The organism is Hymenobacter sp. HD11105, assembly GCF_054051685.1.
Genome location: NZ_JBSWBR010000004.1, coordinates 321,523 through 336,304 on the forward strand (window position 1 = coordinate 321,523; position 14,782 = coordinate 336,304).

At 54.9% G+C, this 14,782-nt stretch carries 10 protein-coding genes; 7 read left to right on the plus strand and 3 right to left on the minus strand.

Features of this window, described 5'->3' with window-relative positions:
- Positions 1 to 101 precede the first annotated feature (101 nt).
- The gene (locus ACW9KT_RS14540; protein WP_457081622.1) at positions 102 to 1,841 is read right to left on the minus strand and encodes an LIC_10190 family membrane protein; all 1,740 of its coding nucleotides are present in this window, start codon (positions 1,839 to 1,841) and stop codon (positions 102 to 104) included.
- Positions 1,842 to 2,023: 182 nt separating this feature from the next.
- Here ACW9KT_RS14540 and ACW9KT_RS14545 point away from each other — a divergent pair, with 182 nt between their 5' ends.
- Both ACW9KT_RS14545 and ACW9KT_RS14550 read left to right on the plus strand, forming a co-directional pair.
- Entirely contained in the window at positions 2,024 to 2,932 is a 909-nt protein-coding gene (locus ACW9KT_RS14545; RefSeq protein ID WP_457081624.1) for a hypothetical protein, read from the plus strand.
- A 176-nt stretch (positions 2,933 to 3,108) separates the two neighbouring features.
- The gene (locus ACW9KT_RS14550) at positions 3,109 to 3,525 is read left to right on the plus strand and encodes a DUF983 domain-containing protein (RefSeq protein WP_457081626.1); all 417 of its coding nucleotides are present in this window, start codon (positions 3,109 to 3,111) and stop codon (positions 3,523 to 3,525) included.
- A 6-nt stretch (positions 3,526 to 3,531) separates the two neighbouring features.
- Here the strand turns inward: ACW9KT_RS14550 and ACW9KT_RS14555 are convergent, their stop codons facing one another.
- The gene (locus ACW9KT_RS14555) at positions 3,532 to 4,122 is read right to left on the minus strand and encodes a DUF4136 domain-containing protein (RefSeq protein WP_457081628.1); all 591 of its coding nucleotides are present in this window, start codon (positions 4,120 to 4,122) and stop codon (positions 3,532 to 3,534) included.
- Between the two features lie 164 nt (positions 4,123 to 4,286).
- Positions 4,287 to 6,167 (minus strand): ABC transporter ATP-binding protein, encoded by a 1,881-nt coding sequence (locus ACW9KT_RS14560; protein ID WP_457081630.1) that lies wholly within the window; start codon positions 6,165 to 6,167, stop codon positions 4,287 to 4,289.
- Positions 6,168 to 6,339: 172 nt separating this feature from the next.
- Here ACW9KT_RS14560 and ACW9KT_RS14565 point away from each other — a divergent pair, with 172 nt between their 5' ends.
- From ACW9KT_RS14565 to ACW9KT_RS14585, 5 genes are all read left to right on the plus strand, one after another.
- Complete coding sequence (locus tag ACW9KT_RS14565) at positions 6,340 to 6,783, plus strand: cupin domain-containing protein (RefSeq protein WP_457081632.1); 444 nt, start codon at positions 6,340 to 6,342, stop codon at positions 6,781 to 6,783.
- A gap of 144 nt (positions 6,784 to 6,927) precedes the next feature.
- Positions 6,928 to 8,118: an MFS transporter gene (locus ACW9KT_RS14570; RefSeq protein WP_457081634.1), complete on the plus strand. Its 1,191-nt coding sequence runs from the start codon at positions 6,928 to 6,930 to the stop codon at positions 8,116 to 8,118.
- A gap of 414 nt (positions 8,119 to 8,532) precedes the next feature.
- Positions 8,533 to 10,563 carry a hypothetical protein gene (locus ACW9KT_RS14575; protein ID WP_457081636.1) on the plus strand — a complete coding sequence of 677 codons (2,031 nt, stop codon included), beginning with the start codon at positions 8,533 to 8,535 and terminating at the stop codon, positions 10,561 to 10,563.
- 152 nt (positions 10,564 to 10,715) lie between these two features.
- Positions 10,716 to 12,776, plus strand: coding sequence for a transglutaminase domain-containing protein (locus tag ACW9KT_RS14580; RefSeq protein ID WP_457081638.1), 2,061 nt, complete (start codon positions 10,716 to 10,718; stop codon positions 12,774 to 12,776).
- On the plus strand, positions 12,773 to 14,731 hold the full coding sequence (locus ACW9KT_RS14585) for a DUF3857 domain-containing protein (RefSeq protein WP_457081640.1): 1,959 nt from the start codon (positions 12,773 to 12,775) through the stop codon (positions 14,729 to 14,731). The genes ACW9KT_RS14580 and ACW9KT_RS14585 overlap by 4 nt, the downstream gene beginning before the upstream one ends.
- Positions 14,732 to 14,782 lie beyond the last annotated feature (51 nt).

Here is a 14,782-nt window from a genome sequence, read left to right on the forward strand (position 1 = left end):
ATGCTTTTGGTTGAAGTAATAAGCCACCACTATAGTGGAGTTGGATAGCTAGAATAAGGTTCCACTCGACGTTTAGTTTTGGCCTTGCTGGCTTGAGTGTATCACTTCGCAGCCTCTAGGCAGCACTCTTCAGGTAGCGGTAAGGGTGGAGAGCGAAACCCTTGGGCCAGCGTGGAACCCCGCATTTCCAGCTTCACGGTCGGGCAGGCAGCGCAGGGCAATGGGGCATTCCAGCACTGAATACCCATCTGGGGTATGCGCACTAGTAAGCCCGGAGTTGGTTGTATAGCCAGCGTAGGCACGGCAGGGGGCGAAACGGGCCACACTAGGCGCTGCGCAAAAGACTCGGGCTGAGCACGCAACTGATACAAAGGGTCGCGCAATGAATGCAGCCCCCAAGTCAAGGTGAGCACCAAAGGCAGCCACAGCGCTAGCTTCGGACTCAGCTTATTCTTAGACACCAGCCCCAGATAAGGCCATAGGCCGGCAATCAGCAAAAACCCAACGGCAAACCGAAAATCAGGTGCCGTGAAAAACCAAAAAATGCCCCCCAGCCATGCCATCAGCCAGCCCCAAAACCACCCGACTTCGGTGGATAGCAGGCGGCGCCAGCTCACCGCAGCCGGCACCACTGATAACGCAGCCATCAGCATGACACTACGCATAAAGGTGCCCTGAGCCGCCCACCAGTGAGGTACCCATTGGGCCAAGGTCTGGTGCGACGGCAGGCAGGTGGAGTGAGTTACCCACTGGCCTACATTCGTAATCATGTACTGCTCTTTGCGGATTATATCCAACGGAATTTTCCAATCGACATTTACCCAATCGAGCTCGGGCACAGGATAAAGTAAATAGCCCGATAGCAGCACGCTCCGCACCAGCCAAGGCACCAACATAATAAGTCCCAGCCCAGTCACCAGGCGCCAATGGCGGCCCGACATAGACTGGCGACTTGCCCAGATGCTATGCAAGGGTAGCAACAAGGCAGGTAGCACCGAAAGCTTACTGGTAACGGCCAGCAAAACGATTAGCCCGACGAGCACGCTGTCGGCATCGAAGCGGCGACCGTAGCCCTGCTCCCACTTGTGGGCGTAGCTCAGGCAGGCAAAAATCAGAAGCACCGGCAGCACGTAGTCGGGCGTGGGCGAGGAGAGCCAAATCTGGAAGCTCCACATCAATAAAAAATACAGCAAAGGCAGCGTCCAGGCCCAACGGCTACCGCGTCTCTGCCCTACTAGCGCCCGCGCCCCAGCCAGCAGTAGCAATACACACAAAAAGCTCCCCAGACCATATACAGGGCCAGCTGGGCTCTCAAATCGAAATAATGACAGCAGCAAAAACCAGCTTGAGTTGAAAGCCAGGCGGCCGTGTAAGTTGCCCAGTCCCGGTACCGTTGGGTATTCATTTAGCCAACGCAGACTCTGAAAATGATAAAGCCCCGAATCGAAATTGGCGGGTGCGACTGAGCTTAAATGCAGCAGCCGAATGCCGAGCACGCTCACGACTACTATCGCCGCTAGCACTCGGAAACGATGAGCCGGCGCTACCAGCCTGCCCCAAATGGAGCGAAAGTCAGTGACCAGCGCTTTTCGCTGCAATAGTGCCAAGGCCACAGCGCTAAGCGCTACTGCTGCCTGCACGCCCGAGCTAATGGCCCAACCCAGAGAAATGCCCCCCACAATAGGGGTTAGCACACATAAGCCGAGCAGGCTGCCCCATTCCAACGGGAGCCTGGCTTCGGCACTTTGCAGCCCCATGTACTTCATTCCACGCCACGCTGCTTGCCCTACGGCTACCGTAATGGCACCAATGATTATCCAGGAAAGCAGTAAGGTCAGCATGGAGGGCAAATATGCCAGGATACCGCGACAAACTGCTGCCTTCGTGAAATTCAAGCTCCGCCCTTACGTTATAGCCACGCGTCGGACTCTTAGCAGCAAATAGCTGAGTCGGTTCCGGCGTGGTTTTGGCGCTGGGGGGCTTTTTCGCCAACTTCGCCTGCTTTCCCGCTCTAGTTATCTTCATGAACTACTCCTTTCTCCTTCGCCATCTACCTCTTTTGGCTCTATTGGCTACAGCCTGCACTGCGCCTCGTACTTTCACCAGTTCAGGCAAAGTAACTCCCCGGGGCGAGTTTCGGGTAGGCGGTAATACGGCCTTCAACGTAGCTACCGAAACATTAAGTAAAGCCGGCTCTACGCTCAAAGAAGCCGCCACGGCCGCCGCTCGCAAAGATACCGTGGCCTACAGCGGCGCCGTCGATCGGCTTCAGACGGCGGCTTTGGCCTACGTACTAGACCCTGTGCAGCCCACGGCCGACCTCTACATTCGTTACGGCCTCACCGAGCGCGTAGACGCCGGCTATAAGTATGCATTCGGCTCGCATGTCTTCGATGCCATGTACCAGTTTATGGGCCCCACCGGCACGCCCGAAAGCCCTGGTGGTCGGGCAGGTGAAATGTATGGCAGCATCGGGCTGCAATTTGCTACCCAGAGAGCCAAGCTGCCCAGCATTCCATTCCTTAACAACATTACTGACCTTTTAAGCTTCTCGGCCAATCGCAACGACCTGATTGTGCCGCTGGTCTTCAGCAAATCTTTCGGGCCGGAAGAGGAAATAGGCGCTCTGTCGTTTGGCGTGGTGTATGCCCACACGTTTGTCCGCTACGGTTTTGAATCGCGTAAAATTTATGTACCGCAGACGAACAATCTGCTGGCAGGCCTGAATCAGCGGCAGAACTTCGGCTCCTTTGGCGGATTCATCAACGCCAAAATAGGCTTCCGCTACGCTTATGTTATTCCAGCTGTGTCGCTGTTTTACCAGAACTACGGCACCTATCAACTTCTAAATAATCGCACAGCCACGCTCAAGGGCGTGACCGTCGTTCCTTCAATCGGTTTGCAATTTCGCGTGCCAAGCAGTCGTCGCTAACACACGCCGTGCGCTTATTGGAGGTCAACAGTAGCTGTCTTCTCGCACTCGTGCCAAACTCCCCTTCCTTTCTCGCGTAGGCAGGTAATAAGCCGGCCCGGTAAAGTCTGTCAGCTTTTGGCCGCACAGACCTTACCGGGCCGTTTCGCGTTTGATTTTAGCCTCGGTTTTGTAGCATGAAGCCTATCCGTTCTTCCTTCCTGGCCATGCTGGCGCTGCGGTGTCCGCGCTGCCACCAAGGACCATTGTTTACTTATCCAGCATATCGCCTCACCAAATTCTCGGTGATGCCGGAGGCTTGCCCCGTATGTGGTCAAAGCTACGAGCCGGAGCCAGGCTTTTACTGGGGGGCAATGTTTGTGAGCTATGCCTTTTCGGTCGCCATTTTCGCCGTCAGCGGCGTAGGCCTGTATTACCTAGCCGGCGACCCGCCCGTGTGGGTATACATCACGACAGTTGCCGTAATCACGGTGCTTACGATGCCGCTGGTGTTTCGGTATTCCAGGGCGCTTATGCTGTACCTGTTCGGCTTTATTCGCTACAATCCACGCTGGGCCGAGGATGCCTCGCAGCACCGCCCGCCCGCCGCTTAAAGCTGTTTATTGCCCGTTGTTTTCCAGATAGCCTTCGGTGAAGATCTGATAGCGGTCGAAGATGGAACGCACCGAACGCTTCAGCACCAACTCACCCTGTGCGCCCGGGGGCACCGTTACGCCCGAAGCATAGCCATTCCACACGGCGCGGTTGGTTTTGTTATCGATGAGGGTGACGAGCAGAGTGCCTTCGGTGAGCAGCAGCTTTACAGGCTTGTAGCCCTGGCGTGCTTCCTTCGGAGTTTCATCATCTTCTACCACCCCAGTTGTTACCCAACGGGTGAGGTCTTCCTGGGCATAGCCCCGAAAGCGCATATCACCTTCAAACACTCGAAAGTTTACTAGCAAGTCGGCGCGGCTGCGCGCGGGACGGTAGCCCTGCACCCGCATACGGGTGCGAATGGCCTCGCGCAGCACTTCGCCCAGGCGGCTAGTGTCAGCTGCCAGACCTTGGCCAGTAATGAAATCGTAGGTGCGGTAACGGCGGAAATTGCCCGTGTAGCTATAGTCGGATTCAACGCGGGCTTCTCGCGAAGCGAAGCAACCAGTGAAGGCCAGGGATATTAATCCCAAGAGTAGCGTAAACGATAGTTTCATGGGTTGTTACTGTAGTTGAGACACAACCCCAAGATACGAAAGGGATTTCGTTTACGGTTTGATAATCAGCTAAAAAGCTTCGAAAAAAATTTAATTTCCTGTGTCAAAGAAAGAGGATTTGAATTTTTCCTAGGTCGCTCTTAGTCGACAGCGTACGCCCGTTTCTATCTATAGCCAGCCGCCTGCAAGGCAAACAGCTCAGCATATCGTCCCCCACGTGCCAACAGGTCTTGGTGCGAGCCAATCTCAACAAACTCTCCGTTCTCGATAACAAGGATGCAGTCGGCCATGCGCACGGTACTAAAGCGGTGCGAGATTAGAACGGCGGTTTTGCCCTTGGTCAGGTCGGCGAAGCGTTGAAACACCTCGTGCTCAGCGCGGGCGTCGAGGGCGGCGGTGGGCTCGTCGAGAATGAGGAGTTGGGCATCGCGCATGTAGGCTCGGCCCAAGGCAATCTTCTGCCATTCGCCCCCACTCAGGTCGACGCCACCGGCAAAGCGGCGCCCAATAATCTGGTCGTAGCCGCCGGGCAGTTTTTGCACTACTGTATCGGCCAGACTTTGCGCGGCGGCCGACTGAATTCGGTCTTGATTTTCTTTTTCTTCAATACGACCCACGGCTAGGTTTTGTCCGGCCGAGAGTTGGAAGCGCACGAAGTCTTGGAAGATGACGCCGATTTCCTGACGTAGCTCCGCCGGGTCGTACTCGCGTAGGTCGTAGCCATCCAGCAAAATGCGACCTTCGGTGGGGTCATAGAGACGAGCCAGCAGCTTCACTAAGGTGGTTTTGCCAGCGCCGTTCTCTCCTACCAGTGCCAGCTTCTCGCCCGCTTTCAAGGTAAAGCTCAGGTTGCGAATGGCCCACTTCCCGGCGTTGCGATACTTGAAGCCTACATTTTCAAACTGGAAGCCTTGCTGAATAGGCCGCGGAAATGGTCGCACCACATGCGCCTCATCACGAATAATGCGGGGCTGAATGCGGAAGAAATCGAAGAAGTCCTGTAAGTACAGCGCACCTTCGGCTACGCTACTAAAGCGACTTAGAATACCTTCGAGCAAGCCGCGCATCCGTGCAAACGAACCCGCCAAGAAAGTAAGCTGACCAATGGAAATTTGCCCCCTGACGGCCTGCGAAATGATGTATACATAGGCCGCGTAGTAGCCTGCCGCGCCTACGGCCGCAAAAAATGCCCCCCAGCCCGCCCGGCGCAGCACCAAAGCTTTATTCTGCTGATAAAACTGATCGGACAACAGCTTAAACCGATCAATCAGAAATCCCGACAATCCGAAGATCTTGACTTCTTTGGCCGTTTCGTCGCTGGCACCGGTTTGACGCAGATAATCCAGCTCACGGCGCTCCGGCGTCCAGCCGTGCACCAGCGAATAGCTGCGCTCATTGAAGTGCGACTCGCCTAGAAAAGCCGGAATAACGGCCACCAAAAGCAGCAGCAGCAGCCAAGGATTGAACGCCACCAGCCCGACGGCCAAAAACGCCATGGTAATAGCGTCCTGGGCTTGGCTGAGCACCTGGGCCATGAGCACGGTGCGGGAAAGCGTTTGGCGGCGGGCGCGCTCTAGCTTATCATAAAAGGCGCTGTCCTCGAACTGATCGAGGTCGAGCTCGGCGGCGTGTTCCATGAGGCGCACGGAGGAGCGGTTGGCAAATAAATCGCCTAAAAGGCTATCCAACAAGGCCACGCCCCGCCCCAGGGTATCCGACAAAATGGCCAGCCCAAACTCCAGCGCCACCAAGCTCAGCAGCGGCCCCAGCGAATCGTCAGAATTGCCCCCCAGCCGAGCCATACTCACCACCAAATCCAAGATGAGCTGACCGACATACAGCATAGCTACCGGCAAGGCTGCCCTCAGCAAGCGCAAACCAATATTGCCAAGCGTAAGGCTAGGACTGGTTTCCCAGATGAGCTTCAGGAAAGCGGGAATATTTTTGAGCGCCGAAAAACGCTCCCGCACGGTGAGAGCCGGCTTGCCATCGGGGCGAGGACGTTTGGCGGATATTTTAGCAAAAACAGCAGAGAACCAAGACATAGGAAACGGCATCAGACACACTTCGCGCCGAAGTATAAAGGCCGCCGTTTTGGCATACCTCTATGCTATCGGGAGGTTGTATCAACATTCAACCGTGAGAATGAACCAGCTGTTTAGCTAGCATATATACGTCTTATTCAATATCTTCCTTTACACAAAATGCCTACGCAAAATGACTGCGACTCCTAAGATTCTTAAGACAGAAGATGGTATCCGGCTCACTGTATTAGGTGACCATCAATGCATCAAACTCAGTGGTAAGGACACTAACAATCAGTTTACGCTTATCGAGCAGTCAAATGAGCCCGGCGTGGGCGTTCCAAAGCACGTGCACGCCCACGAAGACGAGGTGTTTTATGTGATGGAAGGTATGGTTGAGTTTCAGATCGAAGACACGGTGCAAACGCTCAAAGCCGGCGAGCTTACATATGTGCCGCGCGGGGTAGCGCACCGTTTCACCATAGTTGGTGATACCAAAGCCAAAGTGCAGTTATCTATTTTTCCGGCTGGCATAGAGCGTATGTTTGAAGAGCTAGATCAGTTACCGCCTGGCCCACCCGACTTTGGTGCCGTAACAGCAATCTGCGCCAAGTATGGGGTAACGATTTTGGGGTAAAGTGCTGGCCTCAGTCTAAAAGCCTTCGACCAAAGGCTGTTGGCTACTTTGTTCAGGTCTGCACGCGCCGTTCATTAGGAGTAACGGCTTTGTGGGGGGCAAAATTCTTAACCAACGGCGGCTAGCAGGCGTATCTTTGCGCCTATGCGCTTCTTTCAGAACAGTATTTACTCGGCCGGCTTCTGGCTGATGTGTCTGAGTTCATTTCTGTTTTTCCTCAGCTTCAACATGCTCCTGCCCGAGCTGCCCGATTACCTTACGCGCCTGGGTGGGGCTGACTACAAGGGGTTTATTATTGCCCTATTTACTCTCACTGCTGGTATTTCGCGGCCTTTTAGCGGCAAGCTGGCCGATACCGTAGGGCGCATTCCGGTGATGGTGTTTGGGTCGCTGGTTTGCTTTCTGTGCGGGTTCTTTTACCCGTGGGTTACCACCGTTGCGGGCTTTCTGTTGCTGCGTCTGCTACACGGTTTCAGCACGGGCTTTAAGCCCACCGGTACGGCGGCTTTTATTGCCGATATTATACCGCTGCAACGCCGGGGCGAGGCCATGGGCCTGTTGGGCGTAGCGGGCAGTTTGGGCATGGCTGCCGGACCAGCCATCGGCAGCCTGATTACCAATCAGTTTTCGCTCGAAACGATGTTTTACTGTTCGTCAGGGGCGGCGCTGCTGTCGTTGGCGGTACAAGGCACCATGACGGAAACGCTGCCTCAGACCCAGCGCGAGCGGTTTAGCTGGCGCTTGCTGCGCTTAGAGTGGAACGAGGTGCTTGAGCCCCAGGTGCGCGCTCCTGCTATCGTAACGCTACTGTGCTTGTTTCCCTTCGGCATCGTGCTCACCGTTATTCCCGACCAAAGCCAGCTATTGGGCATCGTCAACAAGGGTTTGTTTTTTACTTTTTTCACTACTGCGTCCTTGCTGGTTCGGCTCGTGGCGGGCCGCGCCTCCGATACGTACGGTCGCGTGCCTATACTACGGATTTCGGCTGCTCTGCTGGCCTTTTCCATGCTTATGCTGATGGTGGCCAATACGGTGCCGGTGTTTCTGACAGCAGCTGTGGTATTCGGGTTGGCGGCGGGCCTCAACTCCCCCACGCTCTACGCCTGGACCATCGACTTGAGCCATGAGCAGCGCCGGGGTCGGGCTGTAGCCACTATGTACATTGCGCTGGAAGCCGGTATTGGGCTCGGCGCATTATTGTCGGGCTGGCTGTATGGCAACATAGCTAGTCGTTTGCCTTACGTGCACGCCCTAGGGGCTCTGGCAACCCTGGTCGCGCTCGGGTACTTGGTATGGGGTGTGCGAGCAGAAAAAAAGGTGCGCGTGGTGGCCTAGCACGCAATTTACTTACGCTATCGAGCATCCAAATAAGACCTACGTCACCCGCTTCAGCAGGAATTCTGACTTTCCATCGTTGTGCGGTGTGAAGCAGATTATATGTGCTTAAGTTGACATTCATACTGAATCAGACAGCTAGGCATAGCCAATCCTACCTTGTTGAGTGAGTAGAAATGAGGCCGTTGAGCCTTAGCTATGGCAGCCGGTGGCTCATGGAAAAGGGAGAAGAAAAGTTGAATAATAATCGGATTCACTTGCCTCTATATAGAAGAATCACTTGGAAGATTCGCAGCAATCCTGCACTTTTGGTTGCCGTATTGTCGGCCTCTTTCCTTAGTAGCTATTTGGCTTATTTTTAGGAGTTATCAACGAAGGAGTTTATGCTGTTTATACTCGCTCTATTCATCCTTCATGGCTTTATTTTGGGGTCGCCAAGCAATTCTCGTTGGTCTGCTATTAACTGGGGGGCATTTTTGCCAAGCCCAAGACGAACCAATCCAATTTGGAGGAGTGCAAGTCTCCGATTTTACCGCCCCGCCCACATCTGATACTGCAGCCGTTGCCGAGATCCTCTGCGATTATGGCACCTCCCAGATAAAGGGTACCGACGAAGGGTTTGAGCTGGTATTCGTACGTACGACCCGTTTGCGCATTCATCGAAAGGCGGGCTATGCGTGGGCTACCGTACAGGTACCGCTTTACCAAAAGGACAACCGCAAGGAAGAGATCAGCAATCTGAAAGGCTTCACTTACAACTTGGTTAACGGGCAGTTGGTGAAGGAGAAGATGGGCAAAGACGTCGTGTTTGAGGAGAAGGTCGATGCCAATCACTTACGCTACGCTTTCACCCTGCCCAACGTGCGCGAGGGTTCCATTATTGAGTACACGTACACGATCAAATCAGACTTTCTGTTCAACCTTCAGGACTGGCAATTTCAGTACAACATTCCAGTCCGTTGGAGTGAATACCGTACGGTGATTCCCCAATTTTACCGCTACAAAACTACCCTTCGTAGCTATCGTCCGCTGGCGCTGAATGAGAGCTTGACAGTACCTTATACGACTAGCCAGCGTTCGGCCCAACGAGATGGCTATGGTGGAGTGGCGAGTGCGCCTACCAACACGGTGCACATCAAGGCCCAGGCGCTGCGGTCGCGGTGGATCATGAAAGATGCGCCCGCTTTCCGTGACGAACCCTATATGACGTCGGCCCGCAACCACATCAGCCGGCTGGATTTCGAGTTAGATGGCACCCATTTTCCTGGGCAAGAATATCAGCAAATCACTAGCACCTGGGAAAAGATAGCAACCGAACTGTTGAAAGATGAACAGTTCGGCTCAGCCCTCACCCGCACTACTCCCTTAGCTGATAAAGCCGCGGCACTGGTCGCGCAATATCCTAATCATACGGAGCGGCTGGCGGCAGCTCTAGCGTTGGTGCAGCGCACGGTGCGCTACAATGGTGATGAGAAATTCTATACGACTGCTGCGCTACGACGCATTTGCGAGCAAGGCGCAGGCAATGCCGCCGAGGTAAACCTGCTGCTGATTCATACGTTGCGGGCAGCGGGCTTTTCGGCCGAGCCGCTGTTGCTCAGCACCCGCGATCATGGCCGCATCCAAACCGATTTACCGGTGCTCAGCCAGTTCAACTACCTAGCCGCGCTCGTCACCCTACCCGACCAGAAAGAGTTGCTCGTTGATGCCACCGAGCCATATGCTACGCCGGGCTTATTACCGGAGCGCTGCCTCAATGGGCAAGGCCGCTTGGTGACCAAAGCTGGTGGCCGGTGGGTATCGCTAACTCCTACCGTACGGTACTTGCGCTACACTACCGCCCAGCTCACGCTCGATGCCCAGGGCGCGCTGGGGGGCAAAATCAAGCTGGAGCACACTGGCTACGCTAGTATAGAAGCTCGCGGACAACTGGCAGGCGGCACCGAACAGCAGTTCGTCAAAACGCTACAGCAGCGCTGGCCCGAGTGGACGCTTACAGCGCCCACTTTCCAGAACACCGGAACCTCCCAGCAACCTTTAAGTGTGGAGATGGCGGTAAAAATTCCGGGTGGAGAATCGCCAGCAGCTACTTTGTATGTACAGCCACTGCACCACTTAGGAGAAAGCCAGAATCCTTTCCGCTTAGAGAACCGGCAATTCCCCGTTGATTTTGGCATGCCCCATGAGCACAGCCAAGCGGTTATCCTAACCTTACCCGTCGGCTATGAGGTGCGGGAACTGCCCGCTAACCTGAACTTGAGCTTACCCAATGATGGGGGGCGTTTTCAGTTCAGCATTACTCCCCAGCAGAACGTGCTGCACATTACCAGTCGTCTTCAGCTTCGCAAAGCAGAATACTCGGTTCAGGAATACGCCGCGCTACGCGAACTGTATGGCCGCGTGGTAGCCAAGCACGCGGAGGCTATTGTACTACAACGCAAGTAGGCGCGCTAGCTACTTTTTCTAGCATTGGACGGTGATTTTCACCAATACGGCACGCCTCTAGCTTAAGGGCTTCTGACCAACGTCCTATTTTCCTTTTTTAACTATTCAACCTCTTTTAACCACTCTATCAAGCTCCGTTTACTTACTGATTTATGACGAAAAAATTACTTCAAGGCAGTGCGCTATCCTTATTTCTGTTGACGGCGGCGCAATTACCCGTGTACGGTCAGGCCGACCCTATCAAGTTTGGCAAACCCGACTTAGCCGATTTTGATGACAAGAACTTCGTGGCCGATAGTGCCGCCGAGGCTATCGTGCTGTGCGACTTTGGCCGCTCGCGCTTTGAAACAGGCAGCGGTGAATTTAAGCTGGTATTTGAGCGCGTCACCCGCATCAAAATCCTTAAAAAATCGGGGTATGACTGGGCTACGGTTCGCGTGCCTTTGTACAAGAAAAATTCAAGCGAAGAAAAGATCTCAGCCTTGCGCGGCTTTACTTATAACATGGTAAACGGGCAGCTGGTGAAGGAGAAAATGGCTTCTGATGCGACCTTCATGGAGCAGCAGACCGTCAACAACTTTGTGCGCAAATTCACTTTGCCCAACGTGCGCGAAGGCTCCGTAATTGAGTACACCTACACCGTAAACTCTGACTTCCTGTTCAACTTCCAGGACTGGCAGTTTCAGTATGAGATTCCGGTGCGCTGGAGTGAGTATCGGGCGGCTATTCCGGAGTACTTCGACTACAAGCAGTTATTTCAGGGCTATGAGCCTTTGGCTGTGCAGGAGCGCACGGAAGCCAACACGCAATTCACATTTACGCAGAGCGGCTCTTTTAATGCAGGAGGTGGGCTTTCGGGAGGAAGCGGACGTACTGGTCCCAGCGCCAATACCGTAACGCCGCGCGTCACCAACTTTCGTTGGGCCATGAAGCAAGTACCTGCCTTCCGCGACGAGCCTTACATGACGACCTCCAAGGACTTTGTGGCCCGGGTAAATTTTGAATTAGCTGGGGTCCAATGGCCTCAGCGTGCCTACGAGCCCATGTCGGGCACTTGGGAAAAAATCGACAGCGAGTTACTAACCCATGAGAACTTGGGCCTACAGCTCAAGCGAGGGGGCTTTTTGAAAGCTGAGCTGGCTTCTATTGTTGCCCAGCACACCGATCCTGCTGCCCGCGCCGCCGCCGTGCATGCCCTGGTGCGCAAAGCCGTGAAGTACAATGGCTCCGACTGGATGCTGAGCACGGGTTCCCTTAAACACACCTACGACCAGCGCAGCGGCAACTCGGCCGACATAAACCTGCTGCTTATTGCGGCCTTCCGCGAAGCTGGCCTAGACGCTAACCCCGTAGTGCTAAGTACTCGCAATCACGGTCGCATCACCGAGACGCTACCCCTGCTGTCGAGCTTCAACTATGTGGTGGCTCATGTAGCTCTGCCTGACAATAAAGAGCTATTTGCCGACGCTACGGAAGCGCTGCTGCCCTGCGGTATGCTGCCCACGCGCTGCCTTAATGGCACGGGTCGCTTGTTGATGGCTAGTCCTGGCAAGTCGCGCTGGGTAAGTCTGGCACCTACGCAACGCTACGTCAATTACCACCAGGTGCAGCTAACAATGGATGAGCGCGGTGGCTTAAAGGGCAAAGTGCACCAGGAAACGGGTGGCTACGCCGGTGCTGATCATCGCGAAACGCTGCTAAAAAAAGGCGAGAAGAAGTTTATGGAGGATATGGCCAAAACCCACGAAGGCTGGACCATTCCAAACTATGCCTTCAAAGAACTCGAAACTCTTCACAAGCCGCTCACCCTGGACTACGAATTTACGGCGCCCGGCGCCGATGCGCCCGCGACTACTTTGTATCTGAATTTGGTGCGGCAGTTCAGCGCTGAGCGCAACCCGTTTGTGCACGAGGAGCGCCGCTTTCCCGTCGATTTCGCAGCTCCAATGGACGAAACACTGGTGTTCAACATCACGCTGCCTGCGGGTTACGAACCGGAAGAAATGCCGAAGTCGGCAGCCGTAAAGCTGCCCGAAGATGGGGGGCTTTTTACTTACCAAGTAGCGACTACGCCCGGCAACATTCAGATTATGAGCCGCATGAATTTGCGTCGGGCTGTGTACTCGGCCGAGGAATACACTTACCTGCGAGAGTTTTATAGCCGGATGCTGGCCAAGCACGCCGAGCAGATTGTATTGAAAAAGAAATCATGAGCTATTTCCTGCAACCCTTGCGGCGCCTGAGCTTCAGCTTAGGTTTGAGCGGCCTGTTGGTTTCGTCGGCCTGGGCGGGAGGCCAGCCTCCTAAGTATGCACTGAGCGATTTGCCCCCCAAGCTGCTCGAAAATGCCCACGCTGTAGTGCGCAATTACGAGGAAACCTTGCTGATAAAATCGGTGGGGCGCACGGTACAGACGGTGCGCCGGGCCGCTACAATCCTCGATAATAACGGAAATCACTGGGCCGGAGAACTGGTTTCTTACGATCAGCTCAACACCGTAAATTATTTGCGTGGGGCTGTGTACGATGCTAATGGTCGACTTATTCGGCAGCTTAAATCGTCGGATATAAAAGATTACAGCCTTGCCGATGGCTTCAGCTTAGCAACCGACACCCGAGGCCGCTTAGCAGATTTGCGCCAGCCGACTTACCCGTATACGGTGGAGTTTGAGTACGAGGTAACCTCTGACAATCCGCTGTTCTATTCATCCTGGCACCCACAGGCGGGCGAGCAAGTAGCCGTAGAGAAAGCTTCTTTTCGCGTTATTACGCCCGCTGAATTACCCTTGCGCTACCAGGAACGTCACCTACCGACAGGTGCCGCCGTGGTCCGCAGCAAGCAAGGGGTGCTGGATGTGTACCAGTGGCAGGTTGCTAATTTGGTTGCGTTGGAGCAGGAGCCTGCTGGCCCGCCATTAGAAGAACTGGTACCCGCGGTCCTGACGGCGCCCACGGCCTTTGAAGTGCAGGGGCACCGCGGCGCGCTTACCTCCTGGCAGACCTTAGGACAGTGGAACTACGACCTTAACGCGGGCCGTGATGTGTTGCCCGCTGAGGTGAAGGCGCGCATTGCGGCGCTGGTAAAAGATATACCCGATGAGCGGGCACGCATTCGCAAGGTGTACGAGTATTTGCAGGCTAATACGCGCTATATCTCTATTCAACTTGGTCTGGGCGGTTGGCAGACGTTTCCGGCCACGGCCGTAAGCGCCACCGGCTACGGCGACTGTAAAGCCCTAACTAACTATTGCATGGCTCTGTTGAAGGCCGCCGACGTAACTGCCTACTGTGCCCTGGTACGGGCTGACGAAGCGGATATTCGGACGGAGTTTCCCAGCAATCAGTTCAACCACGTGGTGCTGTGCGTGCCTTTAGCCAAAGCAGCCAAGGCTGATACGGTGTGGCTGGAATGCACAAGCCAGAGTGAAGCCTTTGGGTACATGGGTAGCTTCACTGGTAATCGTCATGCCTTGCTACTCACGCCTACGGGGGGCAAAATAGTGCGTACGCCCGTGTATGGAGTAGCCGAAAACCGGCGGGAGCGACGCGCTGACCTCTACCTCGATGCCCAAGGCACGGCCACGGTGAGCATCCGGACGGTACGGACGGGACTGGAGCAGGACAACCAAAGTCAGCTACTGAACAATCTCTCCCCCGCCGACCAGAAAAAGCGTATTGCCGAAACGCTGCCACTGCCCAATTTCAGCATCACAAAGTTTAATCTGGCCGCCGACCGGCGCACAGCTCTACCGGCTGTAGTAGAAACCCTGGGCCTCACTCTACCCAATTTTGCCCCCCCAAGCGGCAAAAGGGCTTTCGTGACGCCCAACTTGCTTAGCCGACTACCCGCTTTGAGCGCGCCTGTAGGTGAGCGTCGCGCTGACATCTGGCTCGATCATGCTTTCTCACACGCCGACACGGTGCGCATTCATGTACCAGCCGGTTTTCAGCCCGAAACCTTGCCCGCGCCGGTGCAGCTTACCACGGCTTTCGGCACGTACTCAACCCAGATTCAGACGCTGCCCGACGGTACGCTGCAATACGTGCGCCAGCTGCACATGCCCCGCACTCGCTTCCCCCGCACCGATTATCCGGCGTATGTAGAGTTTCGCCGTAAGATCAGCGCGGCGGACAAGGCCCAGCTTGTGTTATTTAAAAACGAGGTATAACCTAGCTTTGACGATAAAAAAGCCGGCCGTGAGCCGGCTTTTTTGTTTAGG